Annotated in this window: 21 protein-coding genes; 10 read left to right on the forward strand and 11 right to left on the reverse strand. The window is 63.2% G+C overall.

The window, feature by feature from the left end:
- Nucleotides 1-534 precede the first annotated feature (534 nt).
- From rplI to rpsF, 4 genes are all read right to left on the reverse strand, one after another.
- Nucleotides 535-1,134, reverse strand: coding sequence for a 50S ribosomal protein L9 (rplI, locus tag ACFE72_RS15610; protein WP_375414022.1), 600 nt, complete (start codon nt 1,132-1,134; stop codon nt 535-537).
- A gap of 47 nt (nt 1,135-1,181) precedes the next feature.
- Nucleotides 1,182-2,156, reverse strand: a complete 975-nt coding sequence (locus ACFE72_RS15615; protein ID WP_375414023.1) for a hypothetical protein — start codon at nt 2,154-2,156, stop codon at nt 1,182-1,184.
- Between the two features lie 214 nt (nt 2,157-2,370).
- The gene (rpsR, locus tag ACFE72_RS15620; RefSeq protein ID WP_002711478.1) at nt 2,371-2,610 is read right to left on the reverse strand and encodes a 30S ribosomal protein S18; all 240 of its coding nucleotides are present in this window, start codon (nt 2,608-2,610) and stop codon (nt 2,371-2,373) included.
- A gap of 5 nt (nt 2,611-2,615) precedes the next feature.
- A complete protein-coding gene (gene rpsF, locus ACFE72_RS15625) occupies nt 2,616-3,125 on the reverse strand; it encodes a 30S ribosomal protein S6 (protein ID WP_375414024.1) in 510 nt (169 codons plus the stop codon).
- A 355-nt stretch (nt 3,126-3,480) separates the two neighbouring features.
- On the opposite strand from rpsF, the gene fabD reads away from it, so the two are divergent.
- The 7 genes from fabD (at nt 3,481) to gmk (ending at nt 10,197) form a co-directional block, all read left to right on the forward strand.
- Entirely contained in the window at nt 3,481-4,440 is a 960-nt protein-coding gene (gene fabD, locus ACFE72_RS15630; RefSeq protein ID WP_375414025.1) for an ACP S-malonyltransferase, read from the forward strand.
- Nucleotides 4,441-4,457: 17 nt separating this feature from the next.
- Nucleotides 4,458-5,195 carry a 3-oxoacyl-[acyl-carrier-protein] reductase gene (fabG, locus tag ACFE72_RS15635; RefSeq protein WP_375414026.1) on the forward strand — a complete coding sequence of 246 codons (738 nt, stop codon included), beginning with the start codon at nt 4,458-4,460 and terminating at the stop codon, nt 5,193-5,195.
- 302 nt (nt 5,196-5,497) lie between these two features.
- Nucleotides 5,498-5,737, forward strand: coding sequence for an acyl carrier protein (locus ACFE72_RS15640; RefSeq protein WP_006610957.1), 240 nt, complete (start codon nt 5,498-5,500; stop codon nt 5,735-5,737).
- Between the two features lie 97 nt (nt 5,738-5,834).
- Complete coding sequence (gene fabF / locus ACFE72_RS15645) at nt 5,835-7,100, forward strand: beta-ketoacyl-ACP synthase II (RefSeq protein ID WP_375414027.1); 1,266 nt, start codon at nt 5,835-5,837, stop codon at nt 7,098-7,100.
- 95 nt (nt 7,101-7,195) lie between these two features.
- Nucleotides 7,196-8,455: an endolytic transglycosylase MltG gene (gene mltG, locus ACFE72_RS15650; RefSeq protein ID WP_375414028.1), complete on the forward strand. Its 1,260-nt coding sequence runs from the start codon at nt 7,196-7,198 to the stop codon at nt 8,453-8,455.
- A gap of 116 nt (nt 8,456-8,571) precedes the next feature.
- Nucleotides 8,572-9,459 carry a YicC/YloC family endoribonuclease gene (locus ACFE72_RS15655; protein ID WP_375414029.1) on the forward strand — a complete coding sequence of 296 codons (888 nt, stop codon included), beginning with the start codon at nt 8,572-8,574 and terminating at the stop codon, nt 9,457-9,459.
- Between the two features lie 129 nt (nt 9,460-9,588).
- Nucleotides 9,589-10,197, forward strand: a complete 609-nt coding sequence (gmk, locus tag ACFE72_RS15660; protein ID WP_375414067.1) for a guanylate kinase — start codon at nt 9,589-9,591, stop codon at nt 10,195-10,197.
- 124 nt (nt 10,198-10,321) lie between these two features.
- On the opposite strand, the gene ACFE72_RS15665 is transcribed toward gmk, so the two are convergent.
- From ACFE72_RS15665 to lptF, 7 genes are all read right to left on the reverse strand, one after another.
- Nucleotides 10,322-11,380: an alcohol dehydrogenase gene (locus tag ACFE72_RS15665; protein ID WP_375414030.1), complete on the reverse strand. Its 1,059-nt coding sequence runs from the start codon at nt 11,378-11,380 to the stop codon at nt 10,322-10,324.
- A 13-nt stretch (nt 11,381-11,393) separates the two neighbouring features.
- Complete coding sequence (gene rsmA / locus ACFE72_RS15670) at nt 11,394-12,260, reverse strand: 16S rRNA (adenine(1518)-N(6)/adenine(1519)-N(6))-dimethyltransferase RsmA (protein ID WP_375414031.1); 867 nt, start codon at nt 12,258-12,260, stop codon at nt 11,394-11,396.
- The gene (gene pdxA / locus ACFE72_RS15675; RefSeq protein WP_375414032.1) at nt 12,257-13,261 is read right to left on the reverse strand and encodes a 4-hydroxythreonine-4-phosphate dehydrogenase PdxA; all 1,005 of its coding nucleotides are present in this window, start codon (nt 13,259-13,261) and stop codon (nt 12,257-12,259) included. Before pdxA ends, rsmA begins: the two co-directional genes overlap by 4 nt.
- 4 nt (nt 13,262-13,265) lie before the next feature.
- Nucleotides 13,266-14,207 (reverse strand): SurA N-terminal domain-containing protein, encoded by a 942-nt coding sequence (locus tag ACFE72_RS15680; protein WP_375414033.1) that lies wholly within the window; start codon nt 14,205-14,207, stop codon nt 13,266-13,268.
- A gap of 58 nt (nt 14,208-14,265) precedes the next feature.
- Complete coding sequence (locus ACFE72_RS15685; RefSeq protein ID WP_375414068.1) at nt 14,266-16,662, reverse strand: LPS-assembly protein LptD; 2,397 nt, start codon at nt 16,660-16,662, stop codon at nt 14,266-14,268.
- Between the two features lie 92 nt (nt 16,663-16,754).
- Entirely contained in the window at nt 16,755-17,852 is a 1,098-nt protein-coding gene (gene lptG / locus ACFE72_RS15690) for an LPS export ABC transporter permease LptG (RefSeq protein WP_375414034.1), read from the reverse strand.
- Nucleotides 17,849-19,018 (reverse strand): LPS export ABC transporter permease LptF, encoded by a 1,170-nt coding sequence (gene lptF, locus ACFE72_RS15695; RefSeq protein WP_375414035.1) that lies wholly within the window; start codon nt 19,016-19,018, stop codon nt 17,849-17,851. The genes lptG and lptF overlap by 4 nt, the downstream gene beginning before the upstream one ends.
- 350 nt (nt 19,019-19,368) lie before the next feature.
- Here lptF and ACFE72_RS15700 point away from each other — a divergent pair, with 350 nt between their 5' ends.
- The 3 genes from ACFE72_RS15700 to ACFE72_RS15710 all read left to right on the forward strand — a co-directional run bounded on the left by ACFE72_RS15700 (nt 19,369) and on the right by ACFE72_RS15710 (nt 22,011).
- Nucleotides 19,369-20,871 carry a leucyl aminopeptidase gene (locus tag ACFE72_RS15700; protein WP_375414036.1) on the forward strand — a complete coding sequence of 501 codons (1,503 nt, stop codon included), beginning with the start codon at nt 19,369-19,371 and terminating at the stop codon, nt 20,869-20,871.
- The gene (locus tag ACFE72_RS15705) at nt 20,868-21,320 is read left to right on the forward strand and encodes a DNA polymerase III subunit chi (RefSeq protein ID WP_375414037.1); all 453 of its coding nucleotides are present in this window, start codon (nt 20,868-20,870) and stop codon (nt 21,318-21,320) included. Before ACFE72_RS15700 ends, ACFE72_RS15705 begins: the two co-directional genes overlap by 4 nt.
- 124 nt (nt 21,321-21,444) lie before the next feature.
- On the forward strand, nt 21,445-22,011 hold the full coding sequence (locus ACFE72_RS15710) for a hypothetical protein (protein ID WP_375414069.1): 567 nt from the start codon (nt 21,445-21,447) through the stop codon (nt 22,009-22,011).
- Nucleotides 22,012-22,044: the final 33 nt, after the last annotated feature.

A 22,044-nucleotide genomic window follows, 5' to 3' on the forward strand; every position in this document is an offset into this window, starting at 1 on the left:
AGCCCGGCCATGACGTAGAACGCGCTGCCCGGCCTTATGCCGGGCATGACGTAGATCGCGCCGTCATTGCTGGGCTTTGTGCCCGACATCCACGTCTTTCTTTCTGATGTGGGGCAAAGACGTGGATGGCCGGGACGAGCCCGGCCATGACGTAGAACCGCTGCCCGGCCTTGTACCGAGCATGACGTAGACCGCGCTGTCATGCCTGGCTTTGCCGCGCATGACGTAGACCACGCCGTCATGCCCGGCCTTGTGCCGGGCATCCACGTCTTTCTTTCCGATGTGGAGCACAGACGTGGATGGCCGGGACGAGCCCTGCCATATGCACCCATCTCGGCCGTCATGGCCGGGCTTGACCCGCGGATGATGAGATGTGTGAATCCAGTAGGGCTTGACCCTGCAATCCATCCCCTTCGAAGCGACTCCTGCGAAGACGGATGGATACGCGGGTCAGGCCCGCGTATGACGAGATGTGAATCCACCAGGGCCTGACCGGGCCAGGCTTCAGCCGTTCTGTCGCAACAGGGCCGCGGTCTACTTTTCGGCGTCGTCCTGTGCGGGCCCCGCATCGTCGTGGCGGGCTTCCGGATCAAAGAATTCGCCGGCGGCGGCCAGTGCCTCGGCGGCGGCATCCTGGTCTTCCTTTCGCGTCGAAATGTCTTCGCCGCGGTTGATGCGCTCCGCCTCATCGGCGCTTCGTGCGACGGTCACGCTGACGCCGACTTCGACTTCCGGATGCACGGCAATGGCGATCTTGTGCTTGCCGATCGTCTTGATCGGCGCGTCCAGCATCACCTGGCTGCGGCTGATGGCGACGCCGTCGCTTTCAAACGACGCGATGATGTCGCGAATCGATACCGATCCGAACAGTTGTCCGGATTCAGACGCCTGCCGCAGCACGACGACATTGCGGCCGTCGATTTTTTCCGCGACCTTGCCCGCCTCGCCCTTGGCCTGCAGGTTGCGGGCTTCGAGATCGGCCTTCATGCCTTCGAATTTTGCGCGATTGTCCGAGGTGGCGCGCAGCGCCTTGCCGCGCTTGAGCAGAAAGTTGCGGGCGAACCCGTCCTTGACGCGGACGACTTCCCCCATCTGGCCGAGCTTGGCGACGCGTTCCAGCAAAATGACTTCCATGGTGTTGTCTCCTTATGGGACGATGCGGTGTAGTTCGGGTTGAAGGGTCACGACACCGGCGCAGGCGGCGGCGGGCGTTGCAGGTAGCGGCGGCGAAATCCGAAAATGGCGTCGGCGACGCCAAGTCCGACCATTGCAAGCACCGGCCAGCCGAATACCAGCACCACCGCGTAGGTGCCGCTCAGCCATAGCGCGCGGCTCTTCAGCGCCAGCGTGAGAGTGTGAAGCACGGCAAAGCCGGTGAGCGCATAAGCCATCATCAGCGCCGCGCTTGCGATCTGGGCGAGGATCGCGAGCAGGCCGCCGGTAAAACAGAATGCCAGCGCCAGCGCCAGCGCAGCCAGCGTCAGCTGCGGCAGCGCCACGCTTTTCATGTCGGGCCACGAACGATGCAGCCGGCCCGACGTCGCGGTGACTTTCGCGGCCAGCCAGAGATTGAGCGTCAGGGTCAGCATCGCAACGATAGCGGCGGCGGCCGGCGCGATTGTCACCAACGCATCGACAAGGTGTTCGGTGTCGCCGGAGGCCACAGGATCGCGACCGCCGATGATGCGCAGCAGTCCGCGGCGCAGCGCGGCGGAGATTGCCCCGGCATCGCCGCCAAGCGTCAGCAGCGCCGCCACGGTGGTCAGCGCGGCAAAGCCGGCGGTCCAGAGCAGGATGCGGCCGACCGGGTACCATTCCATCACAGGCGCGCCGGATGCTGCGCCATCGCCGGCCGATGCAGCCGCGGTGGCGGGCCGGCCCAGCAAGGCGAGATGTCCGAGCCACCAGGCCGGCAGTGCGATCGTGACGACAAAGGCGATGCAGTAGGGCAGGCCGAAAATCGCCCCGAGGCCCGACGCTGCGGCGATGCCGCCGACCGTCGCGCTCAGCGGCCCCCATCCGAGGGCGGCGACCATCAGCGGCAGCGGCGCCAGATAGAACAGGACGAGCGAAATCAGCGCGCCCGAGATGATCGAGGCGAACATCAGGGCGGACGCGGCACCGGCCGCCAACGCAATGAGAACGGTCGTCATCATCAGCTGTCCCGCTCCTTTCGAGCGGTTAGAGGCGTCAAAACCCCAACCATCGGCGACCGGACGAGACCGGAAGCCTTATGAAAAACAAGAGCCGCGGCGCGGGCTCGCATTGGTATCGTCATTCCGGGGCGCCGCGAAGGCGGCCAACCCGGCATCCAGCCACGTGCAACTTGCCGGATTCCGGTTCGCGAAGACGCGCGCCCCGCTAGGATAGCTAGCGGATCACATAGGGAAGCAGGCCGAGGAAACGCGAGCGCTTGATGGCGCGCGCGAGTTCGCGCTGCTTCTTGGCGGAGACGGCGGTGATGCGGCTCGGCACGATCTTGCCGCGCTCGGAAACGTAACGCATCAACAGCTTGGAATCCTTGTAGTCGATCTTCGGCGCATTCGGGCCCGTGAACGGGCAGGTCTTGCGGCGGCGGAAAAACGGACGGCGTGCACCTGCTTCAGCCATGATGCTTACTCCTCGGTCGCAACTGCAGGGGCGTCGGCCTCATCGCGCGGACGGCGCGGGCCGCGATCGCCACGATAGCCGCCGCCCTCGCGGTCGCCGCCGCGGAAACCGCCGCCGTCACGGTCGCCGCGGAAACCGCCCTCGCGGTCGCCGCGGAAGCCGCCGCCACGATCGTCGCGATCGCGGTCGCGATCGACCTTGCGCAGCATCGCCGAGGGACCTTCCTCGTGCTCTTCGACGCGAACGGTGAGATAGCGGATGACGTCTTCGCTGATGCGCTCCTGCCGTTCGATCTCGGCGACCACCGCGGAGGGGCCGTCGATATTCAAGAGCACGAAATGCGCCTTGCGATTCTTGTTCATGCGATAGGTCAGCGAGCGCACGCCCCAGTTTTCCGTTTTCACGACCTTGCCGCCGCCTTGCTCGACGATGCCGGTCATCTGGGCGGTCAATTCTTCGACCTGCTGGGTACTCGCATCCTGACGCGCGAGAAAAACATGCTCATAGAGAGGCATGGGTGTCCTTTCCTAAGTTGACGCGTCCTCCGGCGGCAAGCCCTTCGAGGCCTATGGATAGGACTCGGAAAGTAAGCTCAGAAGGCGGAAGCACGGGACGACGGACCGACTGGCCCTGCCGCATCAAAATCGCCACTTAGGTGAAATTGCTGAGACCGTCCGTTCAGCTCCCGGCCGGGATCCACGGATGGGGCGGTTTATACGGATTTTGACCGCAATGGCAAGGGAAGCGGCGATAAAATCGGAGGCCTCGGCCGCGGCGGAACCGGTGTTCGCCCCGTCGGCTTGACATGTCAGGGCCAGCCGGTGTCTTTCGGCGCGACTTTGGCGACATGATGGACATTCAGGGGCTGACATGACCGCAGCATTCACCTTTCCGGGCCAGGGCTCCCAGGCCGTCGGCATGGGCAAGGCGCTTTCGGACGCGTTTCCCGCCGCTCGCGCGGTTTTCGACGAGGTCGACGCGGCGTTGGGCGAAAAGCTGACCGCCATCATCTGGGAGGGGCCGGCCGAAACCCTGCAACTGACCGAGAACGCGCAGCCGGCGCTGATGGCGGTTTCACTGGCGACGCTCCGCGTGCTGGAGACCGAGGCGGGCTTCTCGGTCGGCCGCGACGCCGCCTATGTCGCCGGACACTCGCTTGGGGAATATTCGGCGCTGGCCGCTGCCGGCAGCCTTTCCATCAGCGACACCGCGCGGCTATTGCGCACCCGCGGCCTTGCCATGCAGAAGGCGGTCCCGGTCGGCGTCGGCGCCATGGCGGCAATGCTCGGGCTCGACTATGAGGCCGCCATCGCCATCGCCGACGAAGCGGCGCAAGGTCAGGTCTGCCAAGCCGCCAACGACAATGGCGGCGGTCAGGTGGTGGTGTCCGGCGACAAGGCCGCTGTCGAGCGTGCCTGCGAGATCGCCAAGGTCAAGGGCGCCAAGCGCGCCATGCTGCTGCCGGTATCGGCGCCGTTCCACTGCCGGCTGATGCAGCCTGCGGCGGACACCATGGCCAAGGCGCTGGCCGACGTTACGATCAATCCGCCGGCGTCGCCGCTGGTGTGCAACGTGCTGGCCGCGCCGATAACGGATCCGGACGAGATTCGGCGGCGCCTGATCGAGCAGGTAACCGGAACCGTGCGCTGGCGCGAGTCGGTGGCTTACATGGCGAGCCATGGCGTGACCCGATTTTTCGAAATCGGCGCCGGCAAGGTGCTGAGCGGGCTGGTCAAGCGCATCGCCGACGGCGCCGTCGGAATTTCCGTCAGCGGGCCGAGCGATATAGCCGGCGCAAAAGCGGCCCTCGTGACGGCGCAGAGCGGATAATCCGGTAGGAGTTTGATATGTTCGATCTGACTGGCAGGACGGCGCTCGTCACCGGCGCGACCGGCGGCATCGGCGGCGCGATCGCGCAGGCGCTGCATGCGCAGGGCGCGACCGTCGCGCTTTCAGGAACGCGGCGGGAGGTGCTGGACGCGCTTGCCGGCAAACTCGGCGAGCGAAGCCACGTGCTGCCCTGCAACCTGTCGGATGCGGCGGAGGTCGAAGCGCTTGTTCCCGCCGCTGAAACCGCGATGGGAAAGCTCGATATTCTCGTCGCCAATGCAGGCATCACCCGGGACAATCTTTTCGTGCAGTTGCGCGACGAGGATTGGGACGACGTCATCGCCGTCAATTTGACCGCGACCTTCCGCCTGGCCCGCGCCGCAACCAAGCTGATGATGCGCAAGCGCTTCGGCCGCATCATCGCGATCACCTCGATCGTGGGCGTTACCGGCAATCCCGGCCAGGGCAACTACACCGCGGCGAAGGCCGGACTGATCGGCATGATCAAGACGCTGGGGGCGGAATATGCCAAGCGCAACGTCACGGCCAACTGCATTGCACCAGGCTTTATTGCAACCCCGATGACGGATGCGCTCAACGACAAACAGCGTGAAATGATCCTGTCGAAAGTTCCTGCCGCACGGCTTGGAACGCCGGACGATATCGCAGCCGCAGCGGTCTATCTGAGTTCAAACGAGGCCGCCTACGTCACCGGGCAAACGCTTCATGTCAATGGCGGAATGGCCATGTTTTGAGGCATCTGGCGGTTCGTCGGCGATCGCATCGCGCGGTCCGGCCGGGCCGGTTGGGGCTTGTGGTCAAGGCGGCGGGCGTGTGATAACCGGGCCACGATCGGCACGGCAAAGAACGCCATTGCAGGAATTTGAAACCCTGTATATTGGCGGTGCGGAGCCTGCCGTCGTTCGCCGGGCCTCCGTCGGCAATGATGGGGCTAACTCAAGACAAATGCGCGACTGCGATAGAGACTTAGCGAGTTAACGCACCGCGATGGCTCGGATGGGCATCGGGTCAAATGGAACAAGCACGAGGTTGAACGATGAGCGAGATTGGCGAGCGGGTTAAGAAGATCGTGGTCGAACACCTTGGTGTCGAGCCCGAGAAGGTAGTCGACAACGCGAGCTTCATTGACGACCTCGGTGCCGACAGTCTCGATACGGTCGAGCTGGTGATGGCGTTTGAAGAAGAATTCGGCTGCGAAATCCCCGACGACGCGGCGGAGACGATTCTGACGGTTGGAGACGCCACCAAATTTCTTGAAAAGAACGCAAAAAGCTGACGACCCCGCGCGGTACCGATGAAGCCGGACGGGCCGTGATTGCGGCCCACCGGCTTCTTGTTGTGGGCCGTGACTTGATTGGGCTGGAGTCTTGGAAATGAGGCGGGTTGTCGTCACGGGCCTCGGCATGGTGTCGCCACTCGGTTGTGGCGTCGAGCCGACCTGGAAGCGCATCCTCAACAGCGAGAGCGGCGCTAAAAAAATCGACACGTTCGACGTGTCCGATCTGACCAGCCGGATCGCCTGTGTGGTTCCGCGCGGCGACGGCAGCGATGGCACCTTCAATCCCGACCAGTGGATGGAGCACAAGGACCAGCGCAAGGTCGACGACTTCATCATCTTCGCCATGTGCGCGGCAAAGCAGGCGCTCGACGACGCCAACTGGCATCCTTCGACGGAAGAAGATCGGTGCGCCAGCGGGGTGATGATCGGCTCCGGGATCGGCGGGCTTTCGGGAATCGCGGACGGCGCGGTGCTGTTGAAAGAGCGCGGCCCGCGAAAACTGTCGCCGTTTTTTATTCCAGGACGGCTGATCAATCTTGCCGCGGGCTACGTGTCGATCGCGCATGGCCTGAAGGGTCCGAACCACGCGGTCGTGACCGCCTGCTCGACCGGCGCGCATGCCATCGGCGATGCCAGCCGGCTGATCGCCCTTGGCGATGCCGATGTCATGGTTGCCGGCGGCACCGAATCTCCGATCAACCGGCTGGCGATGGCGGGTTTCTGCGCCATGCGCGCACTATCGACCAATTTCAACGACACGCCGCAAAAGGCATCGCGGCCGTATGACCGGGATCGCGACGGGTTCGTGATGGGCGAAGGCGCCGGCATCGTGGTGCTCGAGGAGTATGAGCACGCCAAAAAACGCGGCGCCAAGATTTATGCCGAGATCATCGGCTATGGCCTGTCCGGCGACGCCTACCACATCACCGCGCCGACGCCGGATGGCGACGGCGCTTTCCGCTGCATGAACATGGCCCTGAGGCGCGCGGGGATTACCGTGTCCGACCTGGACTACATCAATGCGCATGGCACCTCGACGCCACTGGGCGATGAAATCGAGTTGGGAGCCGCCCAGCGCCTGCTTGGCAATGCCGCCTTTACGGTGTCGATGTCGTCCACCAAGTCATCGACCGGCCATCTGCTGGGTGCCGCGGGTGCCGTAGAAACGATCTTCTGCATCCTGGCCATTCGCGACAACATCGCGCCGCCTACTATCAATCTGGACAATCCATCGGTAGAGACGGTGATCGACCTCGTTCCTCAGAAACCGCGCCGGCGCGAGATCAAGGTGGCGCTGTCGAATTCGTTCGGTTTCGGAGGCACCAACGCATCCGTTATCATGCAGCGCGTGGCCAATTAGGCGCCTAAATAGACGTAACTCCACCGTTTCGCCGTATTCGGCGACAACTCCTAGGACGGGCGTACGATTGAACCGGCAGGACTCAGGTTACATCGATGAGTGAAAGATCACCCATCTCGCCAAGGAGCCCGCGCGCCGCGCTGGAGCCGGAGCAGGTTCCGCCGCCCCCGAAGCGGTCCGAGCGCGCCCGTAACCCGTTCGTCATCGTCGGCAATGCGGTCATTACCATCGTGCTGGTCTCGATGATCGGCCTCGGCGGCGCGTATATCTACGGCAAGCAGATGATCGAGGCGCCCGGGCCATTGAAGGAAGACAAGATCGTCAACATTCCCGCGCGCGCGGGAAAAGGAGACATCGCAGAGACCCTGCAGCGCGAGGGTGTCATTGATTTGAACCGCTGGCTCTTCATCGGCGGTGTGTTTGCCTTGAAGGCGAGCACCGAACTGAAGCCCGGCGAATACGAATTCAGGAAGAACGCCAGCCTGCGCGATGTCATCGGCACCATCGTCGAGGGCAAGGTGGTGCAGCATGCCGTCACTGTTCCTGAAGGGCTGACCTCCGAACAGATCGTGGCGCGGTTGTCCGAGAACGAGATTTTCACGGGCGCCGTCCGCGAGATACCGCGCGAAGGCACGCTGCTGCCGGAAACCTACAAATTCCCGCGCGGCACGCCCCGCGAGCAGGTGATCCAGCGCATGCAGCAGTCGCAAAAGCGGGTGCTTGGGGAGATCTGGGAGCGGCGCAATACCGACATTCCGGTCAAGACTCCGGAGCAACTGGTGACGCTGGCCTCGATCGTCGAAAAGGAAACCGGCAAGGCCGATGAGCGCAGCCGCGTTGCTGCGGTGTTCGTCAACCGTCTGCGGCAGAAGATGAAGCTGCAATCCGACCCGACCATCATCTATGGGTTGGCCGGCGGCAAGGGAACGCTGGGACGCCCGATCAAGCGCAGCGAGATCATGCAGCCGTCGCCCTATAACACCTATGTGGTCGACGGCCTGCCGCCCGGGCCGATCGCCAATCCCGGACGGGCGTCGCTGGAAGCCACCGCCAATCCGGCGCGGACCCGCGACCTGTTTTTCGTGGCCGACGGAACCGGCGGACACAGTTTCACCGAAACTTACGACCAGCACCAAAAGAACGTCGCCAAACTGCGCACCATGGAAAAGGCGATCCAGAACGATACGGTCGAACCGCCGGATGATCCGGCGCCGGCCGCTGCGGCCGCCCCGGCCGATACCAATCCCACCGCCTCGGCCACCAAACCCGCGGCGCCGGCAAAGCGCACCCGTTCTACGACGCCTGCACGGCAGGGCGCCGTGCAGTCGACGGCGCCTGCCGTGGTCCCGCAATAGCGGCGGCGCAGGCCCTGATTCCGCGCCCGAACCGAATTCCACTTCCCCCGGAAACGCTCTAAGGTCGCCGCGATCCTGGATACGAATCTCTCAGCTTTTTTGGAGACAATCACGCGATGGCGCTGTCGAGCATGACCGGCTTTGCGCGAAGCCACGGCACCAGCGGACCATATGCGTTCGAGTGGGAATTGAAATCGGTCAACGCCAAGGGCTTTGACCTGCGCATGCGGCTTCCGCCCGGATGGGACGAGATCGAACAGATCGCACGCAAGCGCGCCGTCGGCGTTCTGTCGCGCGGCACGGTTTACGCGAACCTGAACGTGAAGCGCGCGGGCGCGCTTTCGACGGTCCGCGTCAACGAGGACGTGCTGGCGTCGATCGTCAAGATCGCCGGCGTGCTGGCGGGCAGGATCGACGCGGTGGCGCCGAGCATCGATGGGCTGCTGGCGATCAAGGGCGTTATCGAGGTGGTCGAACCGGAGAGCGATGAAGCCGAGGACAAGGCGGCGAAATCAGCAGTCACGGCGGCATTCGATCAGGCCCTGACGGCGCTGGTGGCGATGCGCAAGCGCGAAGGCGTGACGCTTGGGCAGATCCTGTTGCAGCGGATGGATGAAATCGAAAGCCTCGCCAAGAAGGCCGAAGCGGCGCCCGGACGCAAGCCCGAGGCCGTCCGGGCGCGGCTCACCGAACAGATCGCGGCATTGCTGGAATCGTCCGACCGTTTCGATTCCGATCGTCTCAATCAGGAAGCGCTGATGATGGCGGCGAAGGCCGACATCCGCGAGGAACTCGATCGCATCGCCTCGCATGCCGCGCAGGTTCGCGAGATGATCGGCGAAGGCGGCGCAGTCGGCCGGCGGCTCGATTTCCTGGCGCAGGAATTCAACCGCGAGGTCAATACCTGCTGCTCAAAGTCGAACGATCTTGAATTGACCAATACCGGGCTCGCGATGAAGAACGTGGTCGAGCAATTCCGCGAACAGGTGCAGAATCTGGAGTGATCGATGGCGGCGGCGGCTGGCAAAGGCTTTGAAAGTCAAGCGTTCGAAGGCCAAGGTCTCGAAGCGCAAGCTCTTGACGGCAAAGCCCTTGAAGGCAAAGGCTTTGACGGCGTCGAACGGCGCGGGCTGATGTTCGTGCTGTCGTCGCCCTCGGGCGCCGGCAAAACCACGCTGTCGCGCATGTTGATATCCGAGAACCCCGACCTGAAAATGTCCGTTTCGGTCACAACGCGGCCGATGCGCCCCGGCGAAGTCGATGGTCGTGACTATCAGTTCATCGACCGGAAGAAGTTCGATGCCATGGTTGCGGACGATGAACTGCTTGAATGGGCTGACGTGTTCGATAACAGCTACGGCACACCGCGAGGGCCGGTCGAAGCGGCGTTGGCGATGGGGCAAAACGTGCTGTTCGACATCGACTGGCAAGGTACCCAGCAACTGCGTGGCCGCTCGCCGAAAGATGTGGTGAGCGTATTCATTCTGCCTCCATCGGTTCAAGCCCTGGAGCAGCGGCTGCACACTCGCGCCCAGGACTCTGACGGGGTGATTCGCGCTCGGATGAAGAAAGCCGGCGACGAGATGAGCCACTTTGACGCTTACGACTATATCGTCATCAACGACAACATCGGTATTGCCTACGAAGCGGTAAAATCGATCCTGCGCGCCGAACAACTCAAGCTGGATCGGCAAATCGGAGTGACTTCGTTTGTGCAGAAGCTGCGACAGCAGCTCGGGTAAGCGAATATCAAGCCGCCTCTTTTGACAACCCTGTCAGCAGTTGCACGATCTCGTCCATAATCACCGCCTCGTGCCGTTCGCGCACTGGAACGCCCTGCGGGATCGGGGCTTCCGTCGCCAGAAGCTAATTTGTCAGCACAATTCGCCCCACCACCTTTCCGGCCCGCAATTCGTCGATCCATTTCTGGACCTCGCCCATCGGCTCTTCCTTCATCGGCGTCGGCTTGACCTTGCCGGCACGCGCCAGCGCCATCAATTCATGCGCCTCGCTCAATGTGCCGGTCATGAAACCCTCGATGGTCATGCGCTTGTAGATCCACTGCACCATCGGCAGGCTGAAATTACCGCCCATCAGGCCGGACACCACGATCTTGCCGCCGCGCGCGAGTGCCGAGATGGCGAATCCGATCGATTTTTCGTTACCGGCGAAGTCGACGATCCCGTCGAAGCCTCCGTCGGTCTCCTTCAGGATGCGCCTGACGATATCCGGCTCGGACGGATCGTAGGCGACCGCTGCGCCGTTGCTCAGCGCGCTGTCGCGCGCCGACGGACTGAGGTCGGCAACCGATATCTTCTGCTTGAACAGGGCTTGCGCGAACGCAAGTCCCATCATGCCGACGCCGCCGAGCCCGATCAGCAGCAGGTTGCGCTGGCGCGGGCGGTCGACCAGGCGCTTCAGTGCGCCGTAGGCGGTGACCCCGGAGCACATCAAGGTTGCCGCCTGGTTGACCGGCAACGGGTCGTAGTCCAGGAGGTATTTCGCGTCGGGGACGAGCACGTGACTGGCGAAACCGCCGTCGATGGCGACGCCGAGAAAGCGCTGTTTGGCGCAAAGGTTTTCATCGCCATTGAGGCAATCGCGGCATTGCCCGCAACCGATCCACGGGAACACGGCCTTGCGGGCACCGATCATATCCGGCGAAACATCCGGCCCAACTTCCTCGACGATGCCGGCGATCTCATGGCCCAGCGTGAACGGCAGCGTCATGCCGCGCGTGGTGTCGAGCTTCCTGCCGCCGCCCAGATCGGCATAACCGTCCTGGATGTGCAGGTCGGAGTGGCACAATCCGCAACGCTCGACGCGAACCAGCACCTGCTTGCCCTGCGGCTTCGGCGTTTCGACGATGGTTTCGCACAACGGCGCGTCGAATTTTACCAGCGATTGACGACGCATGAGCGCCATGATCGATCTCTCCCTAATCCTCGTTCGATTTGCTGTTGCGTATATCGGCCAATTCACGGGCCATGGCAACAAAGCCGCTCACCGGAACGGTTTCCGCTCGCCGCGTCAAATCGACATCCGCGGCGGCGGCCAGCCGCGCCGGGTCGGCGCCGAGCGATTTGAGGCTTTGCCGCAGCATTTTTCGCCGCTGGCCGAATGCCGCCGCCGCAACCTGCTCCAGCGCCCTGCGGTCGCACGGCTCCGGCGTCGCGCGCGGTACCAGGCGCACCACCGACGACGTGACCTTGGGCTGCGGCACGAAAGCCGCGGGGGAAATATCGAACAGGATTTTCGTTGTCGCGCGCCAGTTTGCAAGCACCGCGAGGCGCCCGTAGGCCTCCTCGTTCTCGCCCGCGACGATGCGCTCGGCCACCTCGCGCTGAAACATCAGCACCATCATGTCGTACCATGGCGGCCACGGTTCGATCGAGAGCCAGTCGATCAGCAGACCGGTGGCGATGTTGTAGGGGAGGTTGGCAACGATCCCGGCGCGCCCGGCGCCGAGCAGCGGCCGCGGATCGAACGTCGTCGCGTCGCCGGATATGATTTCCAGGCGCCCGGGATACCGTTTCGCAATATCGTCGAGCGCAGCCAGCGCGCGTTCGTCGCGCTCGATCGCGATCACGCGCTTGGCGCCCGATGCGAGCAAGGCGCGCGTCAACCCGCCGGGACCCGGCCCGACCTCGATGATCGTGGCGTCCTCGAGCGGCCCTGCGGCGCGCGCGATGCGCGCGGTGAGGTTGAGGTCGAGCAGAAAATTCTGTCCGAGCGATTTCCGCGCCGATAGTGCGTGCTGGCGGATCACCTCGCGCAACGGCGGAAGGTCGTCGATCGCGCTCATGCCGGCGCTGTCGCCGCCATCCGGGCGGCGAGGCGCAACGCCGCGATCAGGCTCGATGGATTGGCGCGGCCGGTACCGGCGATGTCGAACGCGGTGCCGTGGTCCGGCGAGGTGCGGATGAACGGCAGGCCCAGCGTGACGTTGACGGCGTCGTCGAACCCCAGCGTCTTGACCGGTATCAGCGCCTGGTCGTGAACCATGCAGATCGCGCAGTCGTAGGTCGTTCGCGCGGCCTGGTGGAACATGGTATCTGCGGGCAGGGGACCCCTGGCGTCGATGCCCGCGCGGCGCAGCATCTCGATGGCCGGGGCGACGATGGTCTGCTCCTCGGTGCCCAGCGATCCCTCCTCGCCGGCATGCGGATTGAGGCCGGATATCGCAAGGCGCGGACGCGCGACGCCGAAGCGCGCCTTCAGGTCCGCCGCAACGATGCGGCCGGTGCTCACGATCAGTGCGCTGGACAACTGCGCAATGGCGTCGCGCAGCGACAGATGGATCGTCACCGGCACGGCGGCGAGCGCCGGCGACCACAACAGCATCACCGGCTGCGGCGTGTTGCCGTCCTGAGCGGCAAGCTCGGCGAGGAATTCGGTGTGGCCGGGATGTCGAAAACCGGCCCGGTACAGGACGCTTTTTGCGATCGGGTTGGTAACGACCGCCGCCGCGCGTCCGGCGATCACGTCGTCGACGGCATGCCGGATCGAGCCGACCGCCGCGTCGGCGCTGCGCTCGTCCGGCTGCCCCGGCCGCGCCGTCGCGGGCTGGCCGGTGGCGACTACCGGCAAGGCGTCCGGGAATGTAGCGACCGCGTCTTCGGCGCGAACGTTTTTCAATTTGACGTCAAGTCCGAGAGTTCGGGCGCGCGCACTGAGAAAATCCCGATCGCCGGTCAGATAGAACGCCGGAAGCTTTAGCTCGCTGCGGCGCAGCCAGGCCGCGAGCGCGATATCCGGTCCGATCCCGGCCGGTTCGCCTGACGTCAGCGCGAGAGGTTTCAGCATGCGTTTAACGGTATTCGATCAGCGCAGCTTTGCGGACCTCCTCCAGATAGGCCTTCGACTTTTTTTCAAACTTTTCGGCGAACATCTTTTCCCGCACCTCGCGCTTCTTCGGTGTGTCGACCGTGGTCGGCTTGCGGCCGCAGAGCGCCACCATCTCGACGCCCTGCTTGGTTACTTCCGGGGCGGTCAGATGGCCGACCGGGGTCTTGTCGAGGACGTCGCGGAGGACAGCCGGAATGTCCGCGGAGGTCTTGGTGACGGTGTCGCGGATCGCGGCATTCTGCATGGATTTGAAAAGCGAATTGGCTTCGTCGCAGGTTTGCACCCGCGTGCGCAGGGCTTCGGCCTCCTTGCGGCGGACTTCCGTGGCCGCCGGTGCAGAGCCGCGCGGGACGATCAGCACGATGGGCCGCAACTGGTATTCGAAGCTTTCGGTCTGTGGCTTGTCCTTGTCGTCGGTATTGACCTGAACGGCGGCGGCGACGTCTTTTTCGCCGACCTGGAGGCTCTCCTTGTAGCGGCCGCGCACCAGGCTGCCCCAGACCATATCCGCCTTGATGCGGGCCTTGAGCGTGTCCGGGCGAATGCTCTGGTTTTCGAGCATTTTGTCGAGCTGCTCCGCCGTCATGCGCATCCGCGAACTCATCATCGCATAGGACGAATCGATGTCGGAGGAAGTGGGGTCGACACCGAATCGCTTGGCTTCCTTGATCTTCACCTTTTCGTTGATCAGTTCCTCGATCACGTCCTTCCGGGGAGGGATTTTGTGCGTCGTGAGGGCGGTCAGCTTGCTGCGCTGCTCGATATCGTAATTGGTGATGGGTTCGCCGTTGACCATGACGGCGACGGTTTGCGCATGCAGCGGCGATCCGCCGCCGATGAGAATCAAAGCCGCGGTACCGCTTAAGATCAGACGCGAAAGACGCGGGAGGAACGAGGTCGTCATAGTCGGTTCCAGGTCAGCCGATGGGATTCGCCGCACGCTGCACACGCCGGCAGCGGTTCTATTGTTGAATACCGCTCGGGCCGCCGGTGGCAGCCGTGCTGCCGAGGGTCCGCAAACCGATCTGCAGCATGATCGAGTGGTTGAGGATCGGCGGTGCCGAGCCTGCGGCATACGTATACGAGGTGACGTAGTTGGCCGCGAGAACAAAACAATCGTCCACGTAGCCGGCGCCGATCACGTATTGATTGATCTGATTGGCGACAAGATCCCATCGGGCGGCGCCCGATACCACCCAATTTGCCGCGACCTTGATCGAGCCGCTGCCCAGCAGACCTTCGCGGCGGGTCAGGTATCCCAATTCGGGCTGCGCCGCATAATTGCCGTACATCAGGCTGACCGACCAGCGATCGAAGCTGGCGCGGCCTTCGGCTTCGAACCGCTGCACGTCCAGCGTCGATTCGTCGAAGCGCGCGCGGGTGCTGAAGGTATAGGTCCGGTTCGGTGAATAATTGATGCGGGCGACATAGTCGGATCGCGCCTTGTCGAGGCCGGAATCGAGTCCGGTGTTGGTCACATTGGCGACCGCGAACGAATTCAGGCCGAACAATTGATAGGATTGTCCGAACAGCACATTGACCGAACCGCCGCGGTCGAACTGCGTCGTGGCCTGCACGCCGACATTGGCGCGGCCGCCGCCCTCGACGCGATCGTAGCCCGAGAACTTGTCGACGCTGAACAGGTTGCTGGCGTCGAACACAATGCTTTGCGCGTCTTCGTTGGGAAGCCTGCCGGCATAGGTTTCGTTGGGACGGACAATGACCTGCGCGATCGGCTCGATCGTCGTAGTGCCCCAGGGCTGCACGTTGATGAAAGGATAACGGTATTCGAGGCCGACGGTCGGCATCACGCGAAGCGCCTGGGTGTCACCGACCGGCAGGAAATTCGAGACGCCCGGCTGGTTCGAGATCGAGGCGTCGATCGCGTCGACGCGCAGTTTCGCAAACGGCGTCCAGATCTGTCCCCAGTCATCGGTGAATGACCGGCGCCACTGTCCTTCGGCGGACGCCCGCGTGTAAGTGCCGGGGATGCCGCGCAACAGGCAGTTGGTCGGTGTCTTCACCGTCGGATCGGCTGATGTGGGCAGGCACCAGCCATTGCTGGCGGCCAGAAGAGTGATCGGGTCGAACGCGGCAGTATCGCGCGTCAGGCTGGTGAAATTCGTTTTGTAGCTGAACTCGCCGCCCAGGAGATTGCGGTTGAGCACATTCGAATAGTCGATCACCGGATGCACGATCGGCACCTGGGCCTGGTTGCCTGAATAGCTCAGGTAGTAAATCGTGCGGGCGTCGAAATAGCTGCGATTGCCGACGCCGGTCAGGTAAAGCTGGGAGATTGCTTCGGTCGGCACGCTCAGGAACGAGCCCAGCGTGTCCTTGTACTGCGCCAGCCGGTAATCCGAGAAGAAGAAATAGTCCGAAAGCAGGACGCCGTCCCAGCCCCAGACCCATTTGTCGTTCAAGGCGAACTGACCCTTGGTGTCGACGCCGCCGCGGAACTGGACGTCGCCGGGCTGGCCGGCGAAGGCTTTCGGATCCAGCTGATCGATTCCATAGGCGCGGATCTGGTAAGAACCGTTGATCAGGCGCTGCCGGAATTCGCCCTGGAACAGCACGCCCTGCCGGCTCGTGATTCGCGGACTGAAGGTCGCATCGTAATCCGGCGCAATCGCCCAGTAGAACGGCGTTTCCACGCCATAGCCGAACGTCGACGCCGATGAGGTGATGGAGGGCATCAGGAAGCCGGTCTTGCGTTTGACGGTCGGATCGGGCGTCGAGAAATACGGCAGATACGCCATCGGAACGCCGAAGAACTCCAACTGGGCGTTCTCGAAATACAGCATCTTGTCGCTTTGGTCGTGAATGATGCGGGCGCCCTTGACCTGCCACAGCGGCGGCTTCTTCGGATCGTCCCTGCAAGGTGCGCACGCGGTATAGACGCCGTTTTCGAAGACGGTGTAGTTGCCGTCGGAACGGTCCGCCCGCGTCGCCGCCATCCGCGTTTGTTCGGCGCTATCGACGCGCAACGAGTCGACGAAGCCGTCGCGGTAGTCGTCGCTCAAATCCATGATGTTGGCGTAAGTGATCTTGCCGTCCACGTCGGTCAGGCGAATGTTGCCTTCGGCATGCAGACGCTTGGTCTTCTGATCGTAGATCACCTTGTCGGCCTCGATAGAGGTCCCGTTAAAGAACATCTGCACGTTGCCGACTGCGGACACCCGCTGATTATTGTAGTCATAATCCACCTCGACGGCCTGAACGAGCATCTGCCCGTTATTGGCGGGGGGCGGCGGCTTTGGCCTGGTGTGGATGGGGTTGAAGGTGAAGCTTTGCGCCGCGGCCGGCGTCATCGGCGCGACATTCAGCAAGGCCGCGAAAGCCAGCCCCGCGAGCAGCACCGGAACGACAGGCAAACGGAAGCGATGACGGCGCAACGGGGTGCGCCGCCCGGATGCGGGCAAGCTTCGCTGGAGGGCGGCGACTGCAGTCACTACCCGTCCTCCTGGTACAGCAGGGCCAAAAATCCGGTGAGGCCGCCCACGCAAACTGGCAACCACGCCGCAGCGATGGGATTCATCAACTCAGCCTTGCTCAAATCCTCGGTTACCTTCGACAAAACGTAGAGCAGAAAGCCTGCACCCACGCCACTCAAAACCATCTTTTGCACGCCGCCGAAACGGAAGAAGCGCAGGCTCACCGAGGCGGCCAGCATTACCATCGCAGCCAGCAAAAACGGCTGTGCGATGAGCTTGTGATATTGCAGACGATAGCCGGCGGTCGCAAATCCGGAACTCTCCGAAGACCTGATATAGCCCGGTAGTTGCCAAAATGACACAGTTTCGGGAGTGGAAAAACTGTTGCGGACCTGTGCCGGCGTCAGGCTGGTATTGAGGATAAAACGCTCCTGATCGACCGGGGGTGCGTCCAGCGAGAAACGGCGCACCGATTTGAACAGCCAATGCCCGACTTCGAGCGTCGCCTCCCGAGCTTCGATTCGCTCCCGGAACTGAAATTCGGTATCGAATCTGAACACGGTCAGCCCGGTCAGTCGGACACCCTGCTGCTCGCTCCGGGCGGCATTGATGATCGCCTGCCCTTCGCTGTTGACCTGGTTGATCCAGAACCCGGCAGCATCCTGCAAACCGCCCCCTGAAGCGGAGCCGAAAAGTTCGGCTTCCATCCGCTTGGAAAGTTCCCGCAAATTGGCGGACATCGGATTGTAGGCAAGCGTCGCGATGGCGCCGAGCAGCAGCGCGCTGGTGAGCGCCGGTGCAATGAACTGCCAGGCCGAAACCCCGGCGGCGCGCGCCACCACCAGTTCGAGCCGCCGCGACAGCGCCAGATAGCAGGTCATCGCGCCGATCAGGATGCAGAACGGCATCATCTTTTCGAGCAGCTGTGGCACGCGAAACAGCGACGTCTCGGCAACCATGAGGGCAGGGGCGGAAGCCAGTCCCGAGGTCTTCCTGACCATCTCGATGTAATCGATGAGGACGAGGAGAATGAAAATACTGGCGAACACGCCGACCGCGGACACCACGAAGCGTCCGGCGAAATATCGTCCCAGCGTGTTGGTGACCATGCTCATGCTGTTGCGGGCCGTCCCACCAGGCGCAGAAGGCGCGCGTTCGATTTGCCGATGGCTTCCATCAGCGCCGCCGGCGGCTCGACGACGATGCCGCCGACAATGATCCACAGGCTTGCGCAGATTGCCGTCACCAGCATCAGATACTGAACGACCGGCGCCATTGGCGATTTCACCGCCATGACCGAGCAGGCGAATCCGGCGATGCGCAATCCGAATACCGTCAGAATGGAATTCGAGATCGAAAAGTTTCGGCTCTGCCGCGTGGTGCGCGGCGCGCCCAGAAACGCGAAGGTCAAAGCGGCGAATGCAAACGGATAAATCGGCGCCAGGAACCGATCGTGCATTTCGGCCCGGAATTGCCCCGGTATTTGCTGGTAGATCGGATCGTCGGGGTTCGGCGCAACCAGCTCCCAAAGATATCGTTCGCGGATGCCGAGAGCCACGTTGCGGCCCATATTCGAGAATTTCGACATGTCGAACGCATAGCGGCCGAAAACCACCAGGGCCGGATCGCGTTTGCCGGTCTGGAATCGCTGGAGGTTGCCATCTTCAAGGACGAGAAACGAGCCGCCTCCGTTGGTAAGTACCGTCCCGTGGTCGGCGATAATGCTGACGCGCTCGTCCGGATTGCGGCGATCGTCGACAAAGATGCCGACCAGGATGCCGCCGGGCTGCCGCTCGCGGATGCGGATGGTGAGATTCTGGTCCAGCTGCGCAAAGCGGCCGGGCTGCAGGATGTTCGTGAGCACGTCCGCGGTGATCTCGGCGTCCCACCGCTTGATGCGGCGCATGCCGTCCGGAGCAAGGTAGGTAGCGATGAAGGCGATCAGGATCGCCACCACGATCGTGGCGTAAAAGAACGGGCGGAACAGCCGCAGCGGCGAAAGGCCGGCGGCGTTCATTACGATGATTTCGGAGTCGGTCGCGAGCTTGTTGAGCGTGTGAGAGATTGAGATCATCAGGGCGATCGGCGCGATGATCAGCACCAGCGCTGGGATGACCAGGCTGGTGATACCGAGAAAGGTCAGGATGGTCTGGCCCTGACTGGTCATCAAATCGATGCCGCGCAACGCCTGCGTGATCCAGATCACCCCCGTCAGGCTGACCAGAACCAGCGCAAACGACGCCAGCGTCGTGCGAAAAATGTACTTGTCGATCGACCCCATCGTACCCGTACGATCCCCGTCGTCCCGAACTGGAACCCGCCGCCGCGCCCAGATCCCGTAGAGGGATTCCCCAAGGCCGCGCCGCCGTTTCCGATCGTTACACTCTCACACTACCATCCCTTTGATCGGTCAACAAAATGGCTGAGCCGTGGCACCTTAGGGATATGGTTAATAATTCGTGAGATGTGACCCGTCGGCCACGGCAACGCTTGGCAGCGGCGCGCCGAACAGGCCATAGTGGCGCAAGCCTAGAGACGTGCTCTCCGAGAATCATCCGGGAAAGAGGGAGAACGCTCGATCACCCCATCCATGGACCCGTTCCCCGACAGCCTGATTTTGGAGGATTCCCTATGCCCGACGCCGTTAAGGTCGGCTTCGTCCCGTTTTCCAGCGCATTGCGCGGCATCCTGGTGGTATTTTGCGACGATACGCTGAACTTCGGTCCGGCGACCAGCAAGGCGCTGGGGCCGGCGGCCGGCACCATCAAGCGCGCGGCTGCTGCCGAGCAATTCAAGGCCAAGAGCGCGTCTACGCTTGATTTTCTGGCGCCCGAAGGCGTCAAAGCCAGCCGGCTGATCGTGGTCGGAACCGGCAAGCAGCCCGAGCTCAAGAACAACGATTTCCTCAAGCTCGGCGGTGCCGTGGCCGGCAAACTTCGTCCGGGCAATGAGGCCGTGACGATCATCGCCGAACTGCCGGCTGGGCCCATGACGCCGGAACAGGTAGCCGCCGTCGCCGCCGGCGTGCGCCTGCGCGCTTACAAATTCGATCGCTACAAGACCAAAAAGAAGGATGGCGAAGAGCCTCCGCTCAGCGCAGAGATTTCACTGGCGGTCGGCGATGTGTCCGCGGCGAAGAAAGCCTTCGCGTCCGACGATCACATCGTCGACGGGGTCATCCTTGCGCGTGATCTGGTGAACGAGCCGCCGAACGTATTGTTTCCGGTCGAATTCGCGCGCCGCGCCAGCCAGTTGCGCAAACTTGGCGTCGGCATCGACGTGCTCGATGTGAAGGCGATGACGAAGCTCGGGATGGGAGCGTTGCTCGGCGTGGGGCAGGGTTCCACGCGGCCGAGCCGCACCGTGATCATGCGCTGGGACGGCGGCAGGAAAGGCGATCAGCCGGTTGCCTTTGTCGGCAAGGGCGTTTGCTTTGACACCGGCGGCATTTCGATCAAACCGTCCGGAAGCATGGAAGACATGAAAGGCGACATGGGAGGTGCTGCCTGCGTGGTCGGATTGATGCACGCGCTGGCCGGGCGCAAGGCCCGGATCAACGCGGTCGGTGCCATCGGCCTCGTCGAAAACATGCCCGACGGCAATGCGCAACGCCCCGGCGACATCGTCACCTCGATGTCGGGTCAGACCATCGAAATCATCAACACCGACGCCGAAGGCCGTCTCGTGCTGGCCGACGTGCTCTGGTACGTCAAAGAGAAGTTCAAGCCGAAATTCATGATCGATCTGGCGACCTTGACCGGCGCCATCCTGGTGGCGCTCGGCACTGAACACGCCGGATTGTTCTCGAATGACGACGAACTGTCGGAACGGCTGTATGCCGCCGGGCAGGCGACCGGCGAGAAGGTCTGGCGGCTGCCGATGGGCCCGGAATACGACAAGCTGATGGATTCGCAGTTCGCCGACATGAAGAACGCCGGCGCGCGCAATGGCGGGTCGATCACCGCCGCACAGTTTCTGCAGCGCTTCGTTGGCGACACGCCCTGGGCGCATCTCGATATCGCCGGCACCGCGATGGGCGTGCCCAAGACGGAGATCAACCAGAGCTGGGGCTCGGGCTACGGCGTGCGGCTGCTGGAGCGGCTGGTCGCCGAGCATTATGAAGGCAAGCGATGACGGAAGTCCTGTTCTATCATCTGCAGAACATGAGCCTTGAGAATGTCTTGCCGCCGCTGCTCGAGAAATCGCTGGAGCGCGGCTGGCGCGTTGTGGTGCAAGCCACATCGGAAGAACGCGCCGACGCGCTCGATGCGCATCTGTGGACTTATCGGGACGATTCGTTCTTGCCGCACGCCACCTGGCGTGTCGGCGACGCCCTGGATCAGCCGATCGTGCTCGCGATCGAGGGGGACAATCCCAACAACGCCAATGTCCGGTTCCTGGTCGACAATGCCGCGTTGCCGGCCGATTGCCATGGCTATGAGCGCCTTGTCGTGGTTTTCAACGGCGACGATGGCGACGCGCTGGCCGCGGCCCGCACCGCATGGACCGATTGCAAGTCGCGGGGCTTTGAGGTCACTTATTGGCAGGCCGATGAGCGGGGCGGGTGGCGGCGGCGGGAATAACTGATATCAGGCAGTTAGTAATAATCCGAGATTCGGTCCGCGCCGTTAGGACATAGCCACGGTGGTGCCGCAAAGTGATGGTGGGACAGGCGCTTAGGGCGCGGGGGCGGGAACGTAATTGATCGTGCGACAAGACAATCCTCATCGACAGCGATTGCTTCTGCTGGTACTGGCGGCTCCGCTGATAGCCGGCTGCTCGAGCACCGCCAGTATGTTTTCCTCGGACCTGCTGACCAAGGACGCGGACTGGTTTTCGCGCCCGGGCAGGATGTTCATCAGGAATGTCTCGATCGAGACGCCGCCGTTGACGCCGGACAAGCCCGTCACATCAGACGATCTGATCAGCGCGGACGGAATGTGCCCGGGAATGGCGGCTCCCGGTGCTCCCGCCGATGCCAACGCGCTGACCGACGGATCGGCCGGGGTGCCGACGGCGAGGCCCGGGGCTGTTGCGCTCCTGCATACGGAATGTGACGTGGCGCGTGGCATCGGCACGGCTCCCGATAACGTGAGTTTATCCACCGACGGCGCCGGCCGCCGCGTCGCATTGCTGACCTATTCGCGCGGACCGCGCCCGGGAATTTATACGTTCACGTCCGGCCGCCTGTCATCGGTCGAACGCGGCCTCGAGCCGGCGAGCCAGCCGAAAACGGCCAAGCCCAAGGCGAAGAAGAAACCGGCGGCGACGTAGCCGATGAATCATCGGACGGGTTGAGCGCAGCGA

Source organism: uncultured Bradyrhizobium sp. (genome assembly GCF_964252615.1).
In the GTDB taxonomy this organism is placed as follows: domain Bacteria; phylum Pseudomonadota; class Alphaproteobacteria; order Rhizobiales; family Xanthobacteraceae; genus Bradyrhizobium.

What these genes read in the sequence shown, in the direction of transcription:
- ACFE72_RS15705 (WP_375414037.1), top strand. Translation starts at nt 20,868, where the DNA reads ATGACGGAAGTCCTGTTCTATCATCTGCAGAACATGAGCCTTGAGAAT.
- fabG (WP_375414026.1), top strand. Translation starts at nt 4,458, where the DNA reads ATGTTCGATCTGACTGGCAGGACGGCGCTCGTCACCGGCGCGACCGGC.
- ACFE72_RS15665 (WP_375414030.1), bottom strand. Translation starts at nt 11,380, where the DNA reads ATGGCGCTCATGCGTCGTCAATCGCTGGTAAAATTCGACGCGCCGTTG.
- pdxA (WP_375414032.1), bottom strand. Translation starts at nt 13,261, where the DNA reads ATGCTGAAACCTCTCGCGCTGACGTCAGGCGAACCGGCCGGGATCGGA.
- ACFE72_RS15615 (WP_375414023.1), bottom strand. Translation starts at nt 2,156, where the DNA reads ATGATGACGACCGTTCTCATTGCGTTGGCGGCCGGTGCCGCGTCCGCC.
- rpsR (WP_002711478.1), bottom strand. Translation starts at nt 2,610, where the DNA reads ATGGCTGAAGCAGGTGCACGCCGTCCGTTTTTCCGCCGCCGCAAGACC.
- fabF (WP_375414027.1), top strand. Translation starts at nt 5,835, where the DNA reads ATGAGGCGGGTTGTCGTCACGGGCCTCGGCATGGTGTCGCCACTCGGT.
- ACFE72_RS15680 (WP_375414033.1), bottom strand. Translation starts at nt 14,207, where the DNA reads ATGACGACCTCGTTCCTCCCGCGTCTTTCGCGTCTGATCTTAAGCGGT.
- ACFE72_RS15655 (WP_375414029.1), top strand. Translation starts at nt 8,572, where the DNA reads ATGGCGCTGTCGAGCATGACCGGCTTTGCGCGAAGCCACGGCACCAGC.
- rpsF (WP_375414024.1), bottom strand. Translation starts at nt 3,125, where the DNA reads ATGCCTCTCTATGAGCATGTTTTTCTCGCGCGTCAGGATGCGAGTACC.
- fabD (WP_375414025.1), top strand. Translation starts at nt 3,481, where the DNA reads ATGACCGCAGCATTCACCTTTCCGGGCCAGGGCTCCCAGGCCGTCGGC.
- lptF (WP_375414035.1), bottom strand. Translation starts at nt 19,018, where the DNA reads ATGGGGTCGATCGACAAGTACATTTTTCGCACGACGCTGGCGTCGTTT.
- ACFE72_RS15700 (WP_375414036.1), top strand. Translation starts at nt 19,369, where the DNA reads ATGCCCGACGCCGTTAAGGTCGGCTTCGTCCCGTTTTCCAGCGCATTG.
- rsmA (WP_375414031.1), bottom strand. Translation starts at nt 12,260, where the DNA reads ATGAGCGCGATCGACGACCTTCCGCCGTTGCGCGAGGTGATCCGCCAG.
- lptG (WP_375414034.1), bottom strand. Translation starts at nt 17,852, where the DNA reads ATGAGCATGGTCACCAACACGCTGGGACGATATTTCGCCGGACGCTTC.
- mltG (WP_375414028.1), top strand. Translation starts at nt 7,196, where the DNA reads ATGAGTGAAAGATCACCCATCTCGCCAAGGAGCCCGCGCGCCGCGCTG.
- ACFE72_RS15640 (WP_006610957.1), top strand. Translation starts at nt 5,498, where the DNA reads ATGAGCGAGATTGGCGAGCGGGTTAAGAAGATCGTGGTCGAACACCTT.
- gmk (WP_375414067.1), top strand. Translation starts at nt 9,589, where the DNA reads ATGTTCGTGCTGTCGTCGCCCTCGGGCGCCGGCAAAACCACGCTGTCG.
- rplI (WP_375414022.1), bottom strand. Translation starts at nt 1,134, where the DNA reads ATGGAAGTCATTTTGCTGGAACGCGTCGCCAAGCTCGGCCAGATGGGG.